Annotated in this window: 14 protein-coding genes and 1 other RNA gene; 11 read left to right on the top strand and 4 right to left on the bottom strand. The window is 74.7% G+C overall.

The features are described 5' to 3' along the window. The 5 genes from BD833_RS08200 (at position 1) to BD833_RS08180 (ending at position 4767) form a co-directional block, all read left to right on the top strand. Positions 1–1821, top strand: a complete 1821-nt coding sequence (locus tag BD833_RS08200; RefSeq protein ID WP_243737525.1) for a carbon starvation CstA family protein — start codon at positions 1–3, stop codon at positions 1819–1821. 10 nt (positions 1822–1831) lie between these two features. Continuing rightward, positions 1832–2227 (top strand): hypothetical protein, encoded by a 396-nt coding sequence (locus BD833_RS08195; protein WP_166532634.1) that lies wholly within the window; start codon positions 1832–1834, stop codon positions 2225–2227. 157 nt (positions 2228–2384) lie between these two features. Continuing rightward, positions 2385–2744 (top strand): hypothetical protein, encoded by a 360-nt coding sequence (locus BD833_RS08190; protein WP_166532633.1) that lies wholly within the window; start codon positions 2385–2387, stop codon positions 2742–2744. A 167-nt stretch (positions 2745–2911) separates the two neighbouring features. Beyond that, positions 2912–3652 (top strand): zinc ribbon domain-containing protein, encoded by a 741-nt coding sequence (locus tag BD833_RS08185; protein ID WP_166532632.1) that lies wholly within the window; start codon positions 2912–2914, stop codon positions 3650–3652. Then, positions 3649–4767: a bifunctional RNase H/acid phosphatase gene (locus BD833_RS08180; RefSeq protein ID WP_166532631.1), complete on the top strand. Its 1119-nt coding sequence runs from the start codon at positions 3649–3651 to the stop codon at positions 4765–4767. The genes BD833_RS08185 and BD833_RS08180 overlap by 4 nt, the downstream gene beginning before the upstream one ends. Positions 4768–4779: 12 nt before the next feature. Here BD833_RS08180 and BD833_RS08175 read toward each other — a convergent pair whose 3' ends face one another. Both BD833_RS08175 and BD833_RS08170 read right to left on the bottom strand, forming a co-directional pair. Then, positions 4780–7035, bottom strand: coding sequence for a putative bifunctional diguanylate cyclase/phosphodiesterase (locus BD833_RS08175; protein WP_166532630.1), 2256 nt, complete (start codon positions 7033–7035; stop codon positions 4780–4782). 68 nt (positions 7036–7103) lie between these two features. After that, positions 7104–7859: a sulfite exporter TauE/SafE family protein gene (locus tag BD833_RS08170; protein WP_166532629.1), complete on the bottom strand. Its 756-nt coding sequence runs from the start codon at positions 7857–7859 to the stop codon at positions 7104–7106. 23 nt (positions 7860–7882) lie between these two features. Here BD833_RS08170 and BD833_RS08165 point away from each other — a divergent pair, with 23 nt between their 5' ends. From BD833_RS08165 to BD833_RS08155, 3 genes are read left to right on the top strand one after another with little or no spacing between them, the layout of a single operon-like run. Beyond that, positions 7883–8245 (top strand): DoxX family protein, encoded by a 363-nt coding sequence (locus tag BD833_RS08165; RefSeq protein ID WP_243737524.1) that lies wholly within the window; start codon positions 7883–7885, stop codon positions 8243–8245. Positions 8246–8302: 57 nt separating this feature from the next. After that, positions 8303–9817, top strand: coding sequence for an MFS transporter (locus BD833_RS08160; RefSeq protein ID WP_166532628.1), 1515 nt, complete (start codon positions 8303–8305; stop codon positions 9815–9817). A 39-nt stretch (positions 9818–9856) separates the two neighbouring features. Further along, positions 9857–10576 carry a PIG-L deacetylase family protein gene (locus BD833_RS08155; protein ID WP_166532627.1) on the top strand — a complete coding sequence of 240 codons (720 nt, stop codon included), beginning with the start codon at positions 9857–9859 and terminating at the stop codon, positions 10574–10576. Positions 10577–10596: 20 nt separating this feature from the next. Here the strand turns inward: BD833_RS08155 and BD833_RS08150 are convergent, their stop codons facing one another. Both BD833_RS08150 and BD833_RS08145 read right to left on the bottom strand, forming a co-directional pair. Next, positions 10597–10845, bottom strand: a complete 249-nt coding sequence (locus BD833_RS08150) for a hypothetical protein (RefSeq protein WP_166532626.1) — start codon at positions 10843–10845, stop codon at positions 10597–10599. 284 nt (positions 10846–11129) lie between these two features. Continuing rightward, on the bottom strand, positions 11130–11846 hold the full coding sequence (locus BD833_RS08145) for a hypothetical protein (protein ID WP_166532625.1): 717 nt from the start codon (positions 11844–11846) through the stop codon (positions 11130–11132). A 205-nt stretch (positions 11847–12051) separates the two neighbouring features. Between BD833_RS08145 and rnpB the strand changes: the two genes are divergently transcribed. The 3 genes from rnpB to BD833_RS08130 all read left to right on the top strand — a co-directional run bounded on the left by rnpB (position 12052) and on the right by BD833_RS08130 (position 15597). Next, an RNA gene (gene rnpB / locus BD833_RS08140) (RNase P RNA component class A) lies at positions 12052–12464 on the top strand. A 111-nt stretch (positions 12465–12575) separates the two neighbouring features. Then, positions 12576–13859: a hypothetical protein gene (locus BD833_RS08135; RefSeq protein ID WP_166532624.1), complete on the top strand. Its 1284-nt coding sequence runs from the start codon at positions 12576–12578 to the stop codon at positions 13857–13859. 88 nt (positions 13860–13947) lie between these two features. After that, positions 13948–15597, top strand: coding sequence for a CYTH and CHAD domain-containing protein (locus BD833_RS08130; RefSeq protein ID WP_166532623.1), 1650 nt, complete (start codon positions 13948–13950; stop codon positions 15595–15597). Positions 15598–15602: the final 5 nt, after the last annotated feature.

The following is a 15602-nucleotide window of genomic DNA, read 5'->3' as shown; positions in this document are numbered from 1 at the left end:
ATGGACCTGGGAGCCGCCGTGCCCGCGTTCGTCGTGGCCGTGGTGGTCGGGGTGCTGTTCTTCCTCGGCTACCGCTACTACTCCAGCTACCTGGCCCGGAAGGTGTACGCCCTCGACCCGGCGTTCGTCACGCCGGCGCACGAGTTCAACGACGGCAACGACTTCGTGCCCACGAACAAGCACGTGCTGTTCGGCCACCACTTCACCTCCGTGGCCGGGGCGGCCCCGATCGTCGGCCCGGCCATCGCAGTGTTCTGGGGGTGGGGCCCGGCGCTGACCTGGATCGTGCTGGGCACGATCTTCGCCGCCGGCGTGCACGACTTCGGTGCGCTGGCGGTCTCGGTCCGGCACAAGGCGAAGAGCATCGGCACGCTGGCCGGTGAGGTCATCAACGGCCGCGCCCGGCGGCTGTTCCTTGTGATCATCTTCTTCCTGCTGACCCTGGTGAACGCGGTGTTCGCCGTCGTCATCGGCAACCTGTTCGTCGCCAACCCGGGCGCGGTCATCCCGATCGTGGTGGAGATCCCGCTGGCCATCGGCCTCGGCGTCTACATCTACCGGACCCGCTCCTCGGCGCTGCTGCCGTCGATCGCGGGCGTGATCGTGCTGTACGCGCTCATCCTGGTCGGCAACGCCTTCCCGATCTCCCTGGACGGGCTGGCCGAGGCGCTCGGCGTGGAGCAGACCCGCAACGTCTGGGTGGTCCTGCTGTTCGCCTACACCTGGATCGCCTCGCGCATCCCGGTGTGGGTGCTGCTGCAGCCGCGCGACTACATCAACAGCCACCAGCTGTTCATCGCCCTCGCCGTGATCGGCCTCGGGGTGATCGTCGGCATGAACACCATCCAGGCGCCGGTGGTCAACGACGTGCCCGAGGGCTCGCCGAGCTTCTTCCCCTTCCTCTTCATCACCATCGCCTGTGGAGCCATCTCCGGGTTCCACTCCCTGGTCTCCTCCGGGACGACCTCCAAGCAGCTGGACAAGGAGAGCGACGCGCGCTACGTCGGCTACATGGGCGCCGTCGGCGAGGGCTCCCTGGCCACCGGCGCGGTCCTGGCCGCGACCGCTGGGGTCGCCGCCTCGCAGGCGGACTGGGACGCGCTCTACCCCGACTTCGCCACCGCCTCCGGCGGCGCGGTCGGCAACTTCGTGGACGGAGTCGCCGTCTTCGCCAACAACCTGGCGATCCCGCTGGACCTGGCCACGATCTTCGCCGCCGTCGTCGTCATCAGCTTCGCCGCCACCACGATGGACACCGGCGTGCGGCTGCAGCGCTACGTCGTCCAGGAGATCGGCGAGCTGCTCGGCGTGAAGGCGCTGTCGCGCAACCTGACGGTGGCGACCACGATCGCCGTCGTCATCCCGCTGGGCATGGCCCTGATCCCCGGGGAGGGGGAGGCCGGGTACACCTTCGGCGTCCTGTGGCAGCTGTTCGGCACCACCAACCAGCTCACCGCCGGGCTGGCCCTGTCGGTCATCGCGGTGTGGATCACCCGGCGGGGGCGCAACCCGCTCGCCGCGCTGATCCCGCTGGCGTTCCTGCTCGTGATGACCAGCTGGGCGCTGATCGTCAACCTGCGGAACTTCATCGAGGCCGAGGACTGGGTGCTGGCCCCGCTGGACGCGCTCATCTTCGTCCTGGCCATCTGGCTGATCGTGGAGGCCGGACTGGCCCTGCGCAGCGCGTACCGCGAGCGGCCGGTGGCACCCGTCGGCGGCTTCGGGACCGGCGAGCCGGACGCGGTGGCGAAGGCCAACCCGGAGGTCGGCGACTCGACGGCCGGCCCGACCGAGGGTCCGGCCGGGCGCGCACGCCGTTGAGGGCAACCCGGTGACCTCGCGGGTCGTCCTGGTCCGCGGCTCCCGGGCCGCGGGCGGGGGCGGCGGCTGCTGCAGCGGCGACATCCGCCCCTTCGACGGGGGCGGATCGCACGCCCACGTCCCGCCGGAGGACCCCGTCAGCTCGGTCTACCGGGCGCTGCGGCAGGAGCTCCCGCCCGACGTCGCCGTCGAGGTGGTCTCGCCGTCGAACTGGCTGTGGCTGGTGCCGGAGCTCACCACTGCCGGCCGGCGGCGCGGGCTGCGCGGCGCCGCCCTGCGGCGTTCGGTGCGGGCCGGGCTGGCCGTGGAGTCGCTGATCGTCGACGGCGTGGTGCTCGCGTCCGGAGGGCTGCCCGACCCCGCCGCGGCGGTCGCTGCGGTGGAGGCCGAGCTGGCGCTCCGGTGACCCGCGCAGGGACCGCGCAGCGGCGCCGGTCGGGTCGCTCCCCGAAAGCCCGGAAAGAACCGGGAGGAACCGGAACGAACCGAGAGGAAAACGCCTCCGGGGCGGGCCGAGCCGTGGCAGGGTTGCCGCCACCACGACCACTGACAGAGGACGGGCCATGATCAGGAAGATGCTGCGCACCGCGGTCGTCGTCGGCTTCACCGCCGTCGCCACGATCGGCGTCGCAGGGCCGGCCGCAGCTGGGGAGTGCTCGTTCTGGGGCACGGTCTGCGGAAAGGTCAAGAACGACGCGTCCTCGCAGCGGTCCCTACAGGTGACCGGCGACTGGGGGGACAAGAGCCCCAGCACGTACGTGTCGTCGGGATCCTGGTCCCCGTACAAGGACACCGACGGCTACCGGACCCACTCGACGTGCCGCACCTACCTGCAGGGCGGGAACGGCTGGATGCTGCTGTCGAAGGGCGCGTGGATCAAGGTCTACGACGGTGAGAGTGCCATCGTCCGGGTCCTCTGCTGACCAGCCGGACGAGCGGACGGGAGGCTGGGTGAAGGCCCTCCCGGTCTCGCCCCTGTCCGCATCCGGTAGACGCTCGGGGGACATCCTCGGTCACGTGCCGGCCGCTCAGCCGCCGCCGCGGCGCCTGAGTGGCCGGCCGGCCGCGCACCGGTAGGTAGGTTGGGCGCGTGAAGGCCGACCATTTCGAGCAGCAGAAGCTCCTGGAGCTGGCGGCGGAGGACGTCGCCCTCACCCAGCTCGCCCACCGCCGGCGCACCCTGCCGGAGGCAGCCGCCGTCGAGGCGGTCGCCGACAAGGAGCGGACGCTCGCCGACGACGTCGTCCGGGCCGAGACCGCGGCGCGCGACCTGCAGCGCGAGGTCAAGCGGCTGGAGGCCGACGTGGAGACCGTCCGGGCCCGCGCGGCCAAGGACCAGAAGCTGCTGGACTCCGGCAGCGTCTCGGCCAAGCAGATGACCGACCTGCAGCACGAGCTGCAGTCGCTGACCCGCCGGCAGTCGGACCTGGAGGACCAGGAGCTCGAGCTCATGGAGCAGCTCGAGACCGCCGAGGCCGCGGTCCGCGAGGCCCACGCCGGCCGGGAGGAGGCGCGGGCCGCGCTCGAGCGGGCCGAGCAGCTGCGCGACGACGCGCTCGCCGACATCGCCGACGGCACGGCCCGGCACGAGGCCGCCCGGGCGGCCGTCGCCGGGGCCATCACGGCGCCGCTGCTGGCGCTCTACGACCGGATCCGCACGCAGACCGGCGCCACGGGCGCGGCGATGCTGAAGGCCCGGCAGTGCCAGGGCTGCCGGATCGAGCTGAACGGCCGGGAGCTGGCCGCGGTGCGCAACGCCGACCCGCACGAGGTCGTCCGGTGCGAGAACTGCGGGCGGATCCTGGTGCGCACCGCCGAGTCCGGGCTGTGAGCCGGCGGTTCGTCGTAGAGGCCGACGGCGGGTCGCGCGGCAACCCCGGGCCGGCCGGTTACGGCGCGCTGGTGCGGGACGCGGAGACCGGCCGGGTGCTGGCCGAGCGGGCCGCGTCGGTGGGCCGGGCCACGAACAACGTCGCCGAGTACGGCGGGCTGGTCGCGGGGCTCCAGGCGGCGCTGGACCTGGACGCCTCCGCCCAGGTCGAGGTGCGCATGGACTCCAAGCTCGTCGTCGAGCAGATGTCCGGCCGCTGGAAGATCAAGCACCCGGACATGCAGCAGCTGGCGCTCCAGGCCCAGCAGATCGCCCGCAAGCTGGGCGGGGTGCGCTACACGTGGGTGCCGCGGGCGCAGAACGGCGCCGCCGACGCGCTGGCCAACAGCGCCATGGACGGCCGGCCGGTGCACCGGGACGCCGCCGCCGAGCCCTCGGCCGCCGAGGACGACGTGCAGCCGGTCCGGGAGGCCCTGTCCTCCCCACCAACCCGCCCCGGCCAACCCGTCACCACCGTCACGCACCTGCTGCGCCACGGGCAGACCGAGCACACGCCCGAGCGCCGCTTCAGCGGGCGCAACGACCTGCCGCTCTCCCGCACCGGGCGCGCCGAGGCCGAGGCGGCCGGGGCGCGGGCCGCGCAGCTCGGCATCGAGGTGGTGGTCGCCTCCCCGGTGCGCCGCACCCGGGAGACCGCCGAGATCGTGGCCGCCCAGCTGGGGCTGCCGGTGGAGGTCGACGACGACCTGGCCGAGCTGGACTTCGGCGACCTCGAGGGGCTCACCTTCGACGAGGCCCGGGCCCGCCACCCGCTCGCGGTGCGCCGGTTCATGGCCGACGTGACCGTGGCCGCCCCCGGCGGGGAGTCGATCGCCGACGTGAGCCGGCGGGTGGCCGGCGCCCGGCGCCGGATCCTCTCCCGGCACGAGGGCCGGACGGTGCTCGTGGTCAGCCACGTGACGCCGATCAAGCTGCTGCTCGCGGCCGGGCTGGGGGTCGGCGACGACGTCGTCCACCGCGTGTTCCTGGAGGCCGCGTCGCTGTGCAGCGTGGCCTGGACCTCCGACGGCCGCGCCTCGGTGCGGCTGGTGAACGGCACCGCGCACCTGCGCTGAGCGGACCGGGCCTCAGGGCCGGGCGGCCGCCGCGGGCCGGGCGCTGAGCCAGGTCTCCAGCTCCGCGGCGGGAACCGGCCGGGAGTGCAGGAACCCCTGGCTGGTGTCGCAGTCGAGCCGCTCCAGGTGGCGGAGGGTGGCCTCGTCCTCGACGCCCTCGGCGACCACGTGCAGGCCGAGCCGGTGGGCCAGCTCCACGGTGCTGGACACGATCGCCTCGGTGCGCGGGTCGGTGAGCAGGTCGGCGGTGAAGGAACGGTCGAGCTTCAGCTCGGCGACGGGCAGGTCGCGCAGGTAGGCCAGCGACGAGTAGCCGGTGCCGAAGTCGTCGATGCTCACGGTGACCCCCAGGCCGGCGAGCGCGCCGACGACGGCGAGGCTGCGCTCGGGATCGGTGAGCAGGACGCTCTCGGTCACCTCGAGCACGAGCGACTCCGGCGGCACGTCGTGCCGGGCCAGGAGACCGGCGACGCGCCCCGGCAGCGCGGCGTCGAGCAGGTTGCTGGCCGAGAGGTTCACCGACATGCGCAGCGGCAGCCCGCCGCGCCGCCAGGCCGCGGCCTGCGCCACCGCCTGGGCCAGGACCTCGTCGCTGAGGGCGCCCATCAGCCCGTGCACCTCGGCCAGCGGCAGGAACTCCGCCGGCCCGAGCAGCCCGCGGGTGGGGTGCGCCCAGCGGACCAGCGCCTCGACCCCGACCGGCCGGCCGGTGGCGACGTCGAGCTGCGGCTGGTGGTGGAGCACCAGCTGACCGGTGGTCAGCGCGGTGCGCAGCTCCTCGACCAGGGCGAGGTGGCCGCTGCTGTCGGCGTGCCGGGAGCTGTCGTAGAGCGCGACGCCGGTGCCCGAGCGCTTCGCGTCGTACATGGCGACGTCGGCCTCCCGGAGCAGCCGGGCGGGGTCGGTGGGTGCCGATCCGGCCGACGTCGTCAGCCCGACGCTGACGGCGGAGTGGACGACCATCCCCTCGATGGGGAACGGCTCGGCGAGCCGCTCGTGCAGCCGCGCCCCCACGCGCAGCGCCGACTGCACGACGGGTGCCTCGGCGTCCAGCGGAGCGAGGACGGCGAACTCGTCCCCGCCCAGCCGGCCCAGGACGTCGCCGGGGCGCAGCACCGACGCCAGGCGCTCGGCGACCATGCGCAGCAGCACGTCACCGGCGGCGTGGCCGAGGGCGTCGTTGACCTCCTTGAACTTGTCCAGGTCGAGCACGGCGAGGGCCATGGGCGTGCCCTCGGCGCTCAGCTCCTCGGCCCGCCGGAGGACGGCGCGGCGGTTGGCCAGGCCGGTGAGCTCGTCGGTGAGCGCCTCGCGGCGGGTGTCGGCGAGCAGCGCCAGCTCCTGCACGTTGACCAGCAGCCGGAGGCTGGAGCCGAGGGCGGCGAAGGCGGCGCACCAGGCGGCCGCGGCCCCGGCGCCCACCAGCGCGGTGACGACGAGGACGGCGGTGGCCGCGACGATCACGGTGAAGGCGCCGATGGTGGACGCCGCGGGGTCCGCCGGCTGGGGATCGGAGCGTGCCGAGCGGAGCACGGCCGCCGCGGCCAGGCACACCACGGCGATCGGTTCCGCCGCCGCTGCCCAGCCGTGCCCGGCGCCGAGCAGGGCGGCGGTGCTGCCGGCCAGCGAGACGCCGAACGCGGTGACGACGAGCCAGGTGCGTGGATCCCGGCCCAGCGCGCCGAGGAAGGGGAGGGTGGCCACCGTGCCCAGGAGCACGAACTCGGCCGCGAACTGGCCGAGCAGCGGCTGCACGGTCCACCAGGGGGCCGTGGCCAGCGGTCCGCCGGTCAGCTGGACCACGAGGTTCCCGACGGCGACCACGGCCAGCACCGCCCCGGCGCCGTTGAGCACGTCGTGCGGATCGGCGAGATTGGTGCTGTAGCGGTTCCACCGGACGAGCCCGCCGTACAGCAGCGGGAAGGCGAGCACCGGGGCCCAGGCCGCGAGGGCGGCCGCGGCTCCGTGCATGCCCGGGGCCAGCGCGAGCGCGTTGCCGAGGAGCACCGTGGCGGTCAGCACCGTCGCGCCCAGCGCGATCCGCAGCCAGACGGCCCGCTCGTGCGGCACCGCGCGGGCCCGCCAGACGAGTACCACCAGCAGCCCGGCGTGCACCGTCGTCACCAGCAGCAGCCGCACCGGGGAGACCGACGTCGCGGCCGCTGTCCGGCCAGCACCGGTGACCAGGCTGCCGACCGCGGCCAGCACCACGACGGCCAGCGCCCACACCGGGGTCCCGGGCAGGAGCCGGGCGCGCACACTGGGCATGATTCTGCATCGGAGCGCCCGGGCCGCTCATGGAGCCGGGCGGCGCCCGTTCCCCCCTCGGGGGGAGGTCAGATGCGCAGGAACAGGTAGACCGAGACGGCCAGGCCGAAGGCGACGATCAGCACCCGCAGCGGCGTGACCGGGATGCGGGTGGCGATGCGGGCGCCGAGGAAGCCGCCGATCAGGCTGGCCGGCGCGGCGACGGCGACGACCGCCCAGTCGACCGGCCCGAAGATGCCGAAGACCACGAGGGTCACGGTGGCGGTGACCGCCGACAGCGCCGACTTGAGCGCGTTGGCCAGTTTCAGCCGGCCCAGCCCGACGCCGAGCACGCCGACGAGGATGACCCCCAGCGCGCCCCCGAAGTAGCCGCCGTACGCCGTGGCGAGGAAGAGCGCGGCGTACAGCCAGGCCGGATCGCGCCCCGTCGCTCCGGCCGCGGCACCGGCCAGCCGGCGGGTGAGCAGCGGCTGCAGCGCCAGCAGCACGGTCGCGAGCAGGACCAGCACCGGGACGACGACGTCGAACGCCTCCGACGGCGTGGTCAGCAGCAGGACGCTGCCCAGGGTGCCGCCCAGCACCGCCACCGCGCCGAACCGCACCAGCCGGTCGCGCTGCCCCGCGTACTCGGCCCGGAACCCGACGACCCCGCCGAGGTAGCCGGGCCACTGGGCCAGCGAGTTGGTGACGTTGGCCGCGACGGTGCCCAGCCCGAGGGCGACGAGGGTGGGGAAGAGGATCAGCGAGCCCCCGCCGGCGATGGAGTTGACGACGCCGGCGACCAGCGCGACGCCGGCGGCCACGAGCAGGTCGACGGGAGACACGACGGCCAACCTACGGTGACGGGGTGCGGAGACCGGCGAACGCGACGTGGTTGGGCGCCCTGCTGGGCGGGTCCGGGCTGCTGCACCTGGTGCGGCCGCGCACCTACGAGTGGCTGGTGCCCCCGGAGCTGGGCGACGCCCGCGCGTGGGTGCTGGCCTCCGGCGTCGCCGAGATCGGCACGGCGGTGCTGCTGGCCCCGCCGGCCACCCGCCGGGCGGGGGGCTGGGCGGCGGCCGCCCTGCTCGTGGGCTTCGTGCCGGCCCACCTGCACACCTTCCGGGTGGTGCCGCGGAAGCCAGTCCCGCTGACCGTGGCCGCGGTGCGGCTGCCGCTGCAGGTGCCGCTCGTGGCAGCGGCGCTCCGGGTGGCGCGCGGCCGGGCATGACGCAGGTCTCCCGCCGCTGATCGGTTGCAGGCTGCATCCACCGGGCACAGCAGGCCGGTGCGACAGTGGCTCCCGCTGGTGGCGATCTGCACCGGCACCTTCATGCTCCTCGTCGACGTCACGATCGTGAACGTGGCGCTGCCCGACATCGCCACCGACCTGGACACCTCGTTCACCCAGCTGCAGTGGGTGGTCGACGTCTACGCCCTGGCGCTGGCGGCGCTGGTGCTCGGCGCGGGCTCGCTGGCCGACCTGTACGGCCGGCGCCGGCTGTACCTCGTCGGGCTGGTGCTCTTCGCCGGGGCGTCGCTGGCCTGCGGCCTCGCCCCGGGCGCCGGCTCGCTGATCACCGCCCGGGGGATCCAGGGCATCGGCGGGGCGGTCATGTTCGCGACCACGATCGCGCTGATCAACTCCAGCTACGAGGGCCGGGACCGGGGCACCGCCTTCGGCATCTGGGGCGCGGTGGTGGGCGCCTCGGCGGCGCTGGGGCCGATCATCGGCGGCGCGCTCACCGAGCTGTCGTGGCGGTGGATCTTCTTCGTCAACCTCCCGGTCTGCGTGCTCGCGGTGGCGCTCACGCTCACCGCGGTGCGGGAGGCGCGGCAGCCCGGAGCGCCCAAGCCCGACGTCCCGGGCATCGCGCTGTTCAGCCTGGGGGCCGGCGCCGTGGTGTTCGGTCTGGTGCGGGCCGCCGCCGAGGGGTGGAGCCGGCCCGGCGCCTGGGGGCCGCTGGCCGGCGGGCTGGTCGTGCTCGCCCTCTGGGTGGCCGTCGAGCGGCGCCGCGCCGCCCCGATGCTCGACGTGCGGCTGTTCCGCGACCGCTCCTTCAGCGGGATCATGCTGGCCGCGCTGCTGCTGAACGGCGCCGCATTCGCGCAGCTCATCTACATCTCGCTGTGGCTGCAGTCGATCGGCGGGCTGTCCCCGCTGCAGGCCGGGCTGGTGTTCATCCCGCTGTCGGCGCTGAGCTTCGGGGTCGCCGCCGCGGGTGGGCGGTATCTGCAGTCGCGGCCGCCGCGGTTCGTGCTGGGCGGCGGCCTGGTGCTGATCGGCGCGGGGGCGCTGCTCATGGCCGTCGTCGACGCCGGCTCCACCTGGCGGGTGCTGGTCGCCGGGCTCGCGGTGCTGGGCGCCGGGGTGGGGATGGCCAACCCGACCCTGGCCTCGGCCGCCCTGGCCGCGGTGCCCCGGGAGCGCAGCGGGATGGCGTCGGGAGCGGTCAACACCGCCCGGCAGCTGGGCTTCGCCGTCGGCGTCGCGGTGCTGGGCACGGTCTTCACCACCGCGGCGGCCTCGACCCTGCGCGCCCGCGGCGTGCCCGCGCCCGGGGAGACGGCGTCGGCGCTGACGGCCGGGCAGGCACCGGAGCTGCTCGCGGCCACCGATCCGGGCGCGCGGGCCGGCCTCGCCGACGCGCTGGGCGCCGCGTACGCCGACGGGCTCGGCCCGCTGTTCCTGGCGTGCGGGGTGGCCGGGATCGTCGGGGGGCTGCTGGTCGTCCTGCTGGTCCGGGCCGCCCCGCCCAGCGCAGCTCCCTCGCCCGAGCCCGCGGCGGCCGCGACCCGCTGACGGGTTCCTCTGACGGCCGCCAGGGGGCAGCATGCCTGCATGGCCAGCTCCCCGATGCCCGACGACTGGCAGCGCGCCCTCGTCGTCGCCGCCCACCCCGACGACATCGAGTACGGCCTCGCGGCCGCCGTCGGCGTGTGGACGGCGGCCGGCAAGGAGGTGCACTACCTCCTGGCGACCCGCGGTGAGGCGGGGATGGAGGGCGTGCCGCCGGCGGAGGCCGGGCCGCTGCGCGAGGAGGAGGAGCGGCGCTCGGCCGCCGTCGTCGGCGTGACCGAGGTGAAGTTCCTCGACCACCGCGACGGGACGCTCGTGGCCGGCCCGGAGCTGCGGCGGGACCTGGCCGGGGCCATCCGGCGGCACCGGCCCGAGCTCGTCGTCACCGGGTACTTCGGTGCGACGTGGACGCCGCCCGGGGTCTCACCGGCGTACGTGAACTCCGCCGACCACCGGGCGCTGGGTCAGTGCGTCGTGGACGCGGTCGCGGACGCCGCCAACGAGTGGATCTTCCCGGACCTAACCGAGGAGCGGTGGAGCGGCGTGCAGTACATCGCCGTCGGCGAGATGACCGATCCGCCGCACGAGGTCGACGTCAGCGAGACGGTGGAGCTGGCCGTCGCGTCGCTCTCCGAGCACCGCCGGTACCTGGAGCTGCTGTCCGACGACCCGGTCGAGGAGCAGGCACGCCAGGTCGTGGACATGTCGACGCTGCGGGAGGACGGCGGCCGCCGGGTGGGCTTCCGGCTGTTCTGGGGCTGATCGCCGCCGCAGGCGCTCCCTCAGGTCACGGCTCCCTCCGGTGGCGCTCGGTGGATCTCGAAGCCGGGGACGCCGGGGATCTCTTCGTCGACGACGAACGGGACGCCGGCCAGGGAGGTGACCAGCTCGTCGGCGCCGTCCGCTCCGCACAGGCGAGCGCGGAGCTCCGGGCGGACGTGGACGGCGACCGGCTCGGGGAGCCCCGGGCGATGGGCCGCGGCGAGGATGTCGCCGGCGATGTCGGGCGCGGACCAGTGGGCGGTGGTCACGGCTCCACCTTCTCGGAGAGGGATGCGATGACCCCATGCTTTCCCCGGGGACGTCGGATCCCCACCGGCCGCCACGGCAATGCCACCGAACCGTCACCGGTCCTCAGCATCGGTCGGGTCCGGGACAGCTGCGGGGCCACCGCCCGCCGCGGCGAGGCACTGGCGGTGGGCGGCGCCTCCGGAGACGTCTCCGGAGGCGCCGCCGATCACAGGCGGCCACAGCTCATGAGCCGGGCCAGCTGGGCACTCCGCGGCCCCCGTGCCCGCGGGCGGTGCCGGACGGGTCAGCCGTGGCCGTGTCCCTTGTCGTGTCCCTTGCCGTGGCCGTGGCCGCGGTTCTTCTTGTCCCGGTCCTCCAGCTCGCCGCAGGCGACGGGCAGTTCCGCCTCCAGCGGCGCGCCGAGTGCGGTGATCGGCTCCGGGTCGTACATCCCGTCGTCGTCGAGGTCCTCGCCGTGGATGACGATGTGCAGGTCGTCGAGCTCGTCCAGCAGCTCGTCCGGGACGTCCAGCAGGACGCGCTGGTAGGACAGCCTGCCCTTCCGGTCGGCCACGGGCGCCGTGTCGAGGTTCAGGCCGGCGGCCGCGCTGGTGTCCCCCTCGGTGCTGAACGTGACCTGGATCGGGCCGTAGGCGGGCAGCCCGTCGACCGTCTCGATCAGCTGGTCGTTCACCCCACCGGCCCGGAACTCGGGGCCGGGGCACTCGTTGCGCGCCTCGAGCTCGCCGTGGATGTGCATGAGGTGCGGCAGCAGCGGGCTCAGCCCGTACGCCTTCACCTGGACCCTCAGCTCGCCGTCCACCTCCACGAGCTTCGCGAAGCCGCGCACGTCCGACCCGCTGTCGGCGCGCGGGTCGTGCGGCACCGGGTCGAGCCGCGCCTGGTACCTCTCGGCGTTGCCCCGGTCCCGGTGGTCGCGATCTGTCGCTAGGGCCGGGGCGGCGAGGGCCGGGAGCAGTGCTGCCGTGGCCAGGACGGTGAGCAGTGATCGATTGCGCATGGTGCGCTCCTATCGGGAGGGTGCCGAGCGAGCCACCGTGGCTCGACGACGCTCTCGATTCGGGCCGCGCCCACGACCGGTTCAACGTCCCGGGCGCGGTACGGGAGCTTTTCCGGCCCAGATGCGCGTCGCCCACGGACTGTGACCGGCAACACAGCAGACCGTGGGCGCCCGATGTGCGCGGTAGTGTCTCCGACACGACGGACGAGTCGGCCGGGCGGTCGCGTCGGCGGGGGAGACCCCGTCGCCGAGGAACGTCCGGGCTCCACAGGGCAGGGTGGTCGTTAACGGCGACCCGGGGTGACCCGCGGGACAGTGCCACAGAGAACAGACCGCCAGCGGTTCGCCGCTGGTAAGGGTGAAACGGCGGTGTAAGAGACCACCGCACACCGGGTGACCGGTGTGGCTCGGCAAACCCCACCCGGAGCTAGGTCAAGAAGGAACGGCGGGCTGGTTCGCCAGGACGCCGTTCCGCGCAGGCGTTCGAGGGCGGCCCGCCCGAGCCTGCGGGTAGACCGCTGGAGCCTGTCGGCAACGGCAGGCCTAGATGGATGACCGCCCATCGGGAGGCCGCGAGGCGCCCGTGGACAGAACCCGGCGTACAGGCCGACTCGTCCGTCGTCCCCCTGTCGTGCGCCGGTCACCGGCGGTTCGCCCGCCGGCCGCCGCGGGGTCGTCTTCGCTGGTCAGGGTCGGGATCACCTGTCCCGCTACCCCTGGAGCCCTCCTGTGTCACCCCGCGCCCGGCGTCTCTCCTGCACCTTCCCCGCGGCCGCCCTGGTGCTCGCCGCGACCGTTCCCCCGGCCGCCGCGAAGCCGGCCCCGGCGCCGGCCTTCGCCGAGCTGGCCACCTTCGAGGTGAGCGGTGAGGTCGCCGAGATCCTCGCGGTGACCCCCGACGGCCGGACGCTGCTCTACACCGACTCGGCCACCGGCGAGGTCGGCCTGGTCGACCTGACCCGGCCCGCCGAGCCCCGCACCATCGGCACCGTCCCGGTGGGCGGCGAGCCGACCTCGGTCACCGTCACCCGCGACGGGCGGCACGCCCTCGCGGTCGTGGACACCAGCACGTCGTTCGACGCGCCGTCGGGGGAGCTGGCCGTCATCGACCTGCGCACCCGCGCCGTCGTGCGCACCATCGACCTGGGCGGGCAGCCCGACTCGATCGCCCTGGCTCCCAACGGTGCCGTGGCGGCGGTCGCGATCGAGAACCAGCGCGACGAGGACGTCGAGGTCGGCGGGGTCGAGGGCGGCCTGCCCCAGGCGCCCACCGGATACCTGGCCGTGGTCGACCTGCACGGCACCCCGGACCGGTGGACGGCGGACCGCGTGGCGCTCACCGGCCTCGACGGCGCCCTCTTCGCGGAGGACCCCGAGCCGGAGTACGTCGACATCAACCGCCAGGGCATCGCGGCGGTGACGCTCCAGGAGAACAACGCCGTCGCCCTGGTCGACCTGCGGACCCGCACCGTCGTCGGCTCCTTCTCGGCCGGCACCGTGACCCGCACCGACGCCGACACCGCCGACGACGACACGGTCGCCTTCGACGACGCCTTCACGGCGCCCCGCGAGCCCGACGCCGTGCAGTGGACGCCCCAGGGCAACCTGGTCACCGCCGACGAGGGCGACCTGGCCGAGGAGCCCAGCGGCGGCCGCGGCTGGACGGTCTTCTCACCGGAGGGGGAGGTCGTCAGCACCTCCGGTGGGGCGGCCGAGCAGGCCCTTGCCGCGGACGGGCGCTACCCCGACGGGCGCAGCGACGACAAGGGCGCCGAGTTCGAGGGCGCCGAGGTGGCGGTGCTGTACGGCACGACCTACGCCTTCATCGGCTCCGAGCGCGGCGACGCGGTGCTGGTCTACGACCTCGCCGACGAGGCGGCGCCCGAGCTGCTCCAGGTCCTGCCCACCGGGGAGGCTCCGGAGGGGCTGCTCGCCGTCAAGCGCGGGCACCTGTTCCTCACCAGCAACGAGGACGACGGCACCATCTCGGTGTTCCAGCTGGGCCGCGGCTGACCGTCCGGCCAGGGGGCGTCGCCGCGCCCCCTGGCCGAACGGCCACAGCCCTCGGTGAGCGTTCATCTTCATGCTGTACACCTGCTGTATGCCTGCCGTTCACCTCGTCGAGGTCGAGAAGAAGTACACCGCGGACGACGACGTCCAGATCCCGTCGCTGACCGAGCTCGTCCTGCGCGACGGGTCGTCGGCCGTTGACGGCGGCGGCCCGGTGGTCGAGGGCGAGCCGGTGCAGCAGGAGCTGACCGCGACCTACTTCGACACCGCCGACCTGCGGCTGGCCGCCGCCGGGCTGACGCTGCGCCGGCGCACGGGCGGGGACGACGCCGGCTGGCACCTGAAGGTGCCCGCCGGTGGGAACGCCCGCTCCGAGGTCCGGCTGCCTCTGGGCCGCGCCTGGCGCACCGTGCCGCAGACGCTGCGGAAGATGGTCCGCGCGCACAGCCGGGGCGTGTCCCTCCAGGCGGTCGCGGAGATCGCCACCGACCGGACCGTGCGCCGGCTCCTCGACGCCACCGGCCAGGTGCTCGTGGAGGTGGCCGACGACCGGGTCACGGCCCGCCGGATCAGCGCGCCGGCCGAGGGCGAGGGCAAGGGCAAGGGCGGCGACAAGGGCGGCGGCAAGGGCGGCAAGAGCACGGCGGACGGCGCCGGTGCGGCGATGTCCTGGCGGGAGATCGAGGTCGAGCTCGCCGGCGGCGCGGCCGAGCTGCTGGACGCGGTCGACGTGCGCCTCCGGGAGCAGGGGCTCTCGTCGGCCCGCGACTCCTCCAAGCTGGCCCGGGTGCTGTCGGGCGGGGGAGCGGAGTCCGCGCGGCCGGGCAAGGGCAAGAGCAAGGGGAGCTCGGGCAAGCTGACCGCCAGGTCCGGCGCCGGCGCCGTCGTGCTCGCGCACATTCGCGAGCAGGTGGAGCAGATCCGCAACCAGGACCTGCCGGTCCGGCTGGACGCCGCCGACAGCGTCCACAAGATGCGGGTGGCGACCCGCCGGCTGCGCAGCGCCCTCACCACCTTCAAGCCGCTGTTCGAGGCCGAGGTCGTCCGCCCCCTGCGCGGCGAGCTCAAGTGGCTGGCCTCGGAGCTCGGCGCGGCGCGCGACGCGGAGGTGATGCGCGACCGCGTGGCCGCCACCGTGGGCGGCGACGAGGACGCCGCCGCCGCGACGTCGGCGTCCGTCGTCGAGGAGCTGGACCAGGCCTACCGCGATGCGCACGACCGCGTCCTGGCCGAGCTCGACGGCGAGCGGTACCACCGGCTCCTCGCGAGCCTGGACAGCCTGGTCACGGCCCCACCCGTCACCTCCCGCGCCGCGAAGCGGGCGGGCACGGTGCTCCCGCCGCTGGTGGGCCGGAGCTACACCGTCGTCCGGCGGCTGGTGGAGGAGGCGGAGGCAGCCCCGACGGGAGCGGAGCGGGAGGAGCTGCTGCACGACGCGCGCAAGAGCGCGAAGGCCGCGCGCTACGCCGGCGAGTCGGTCGCCCGGGTCTTCGGGTCGGACGCCACGGCGTTCGCGGAGGCCATGGAGGCGGTGCAGGAGGCGCTGGGGGAGCACCAGGACTCCGTGCTGATCCGCGAGCGGCTGCGCGCCCGCGGGCTCGCCGCGGCCGACGTCGAGACGGCGTTCCTGTACGGCCGCCTGCACGCGCTGGAGGAGGCCCGCTCCGAGCGGTCCCAGCACCGCTTCGACGACGCCTGGAAGGCCGCGGGGCGGAAGAAGCTGCACCGCTGGACCCGCTGACGGCC

This window comes from Blastococcus xanthinilyticus (genome assembly GCF_008124835.1).
GTDB classification, from domain to species: Bacteria; Actinomycetota; Actinomycetes; order Mycobacteriales; family Geodermatophilaceae; genus Blastococcus; species Blastococcus xanthinilyticus.
Note: the sequence above shows the minus strand (reverse complement) of the source record. Positions and strands in the feature narration are given on the sequence as shown.

Bases quoted from the DNA above. Each gene is read 5' to 3' on its own strand.
- BD833_RS08200 (WP_243737525.1), top strand. From the start codon at position 1: ATGGACCTGGGAGCCGCCGTGCCCGCGTTCGTCGTGGCCGTGGTGGTC.
- BD833_RS08190 (WP_166532633.1), top strand. From the start codon at position 2,385: ATGATCAGGAAGATGCTGCGCACCGCGGTCGTCGTCGGCTTCACCGCC.
- BD833_RS08175 (WP_166532630.1), bottom strand. From the start codon at position 7,035: ATGCCCAGTGTGCGCGCCCGGCTCCTGCCCGGGACCCCGGTGTGGGCG.
- BD833_RS08155 (WP_166532627.1), top strand. From the start codon at position 9,857: ATGGCCAGCTCCCCGATGCCCGACGACTGGCAGCGCGCCCTCGTCGTC.
- BD833_RS08145 (WP_166532625.1), bottom strand. From the start codon at position 11,846: ATGCGCAATCGATCACTGCTCACCGTCCTGGCCACGGCAGCACTGCTC.
- BD833_RS08130 (WP_166532623.1), top strand. From the start codon at position 13,948: ATGCCTGCCGTTCACCTCGTCGAGGTCGAGAAGAAGTACACCGCGGAC.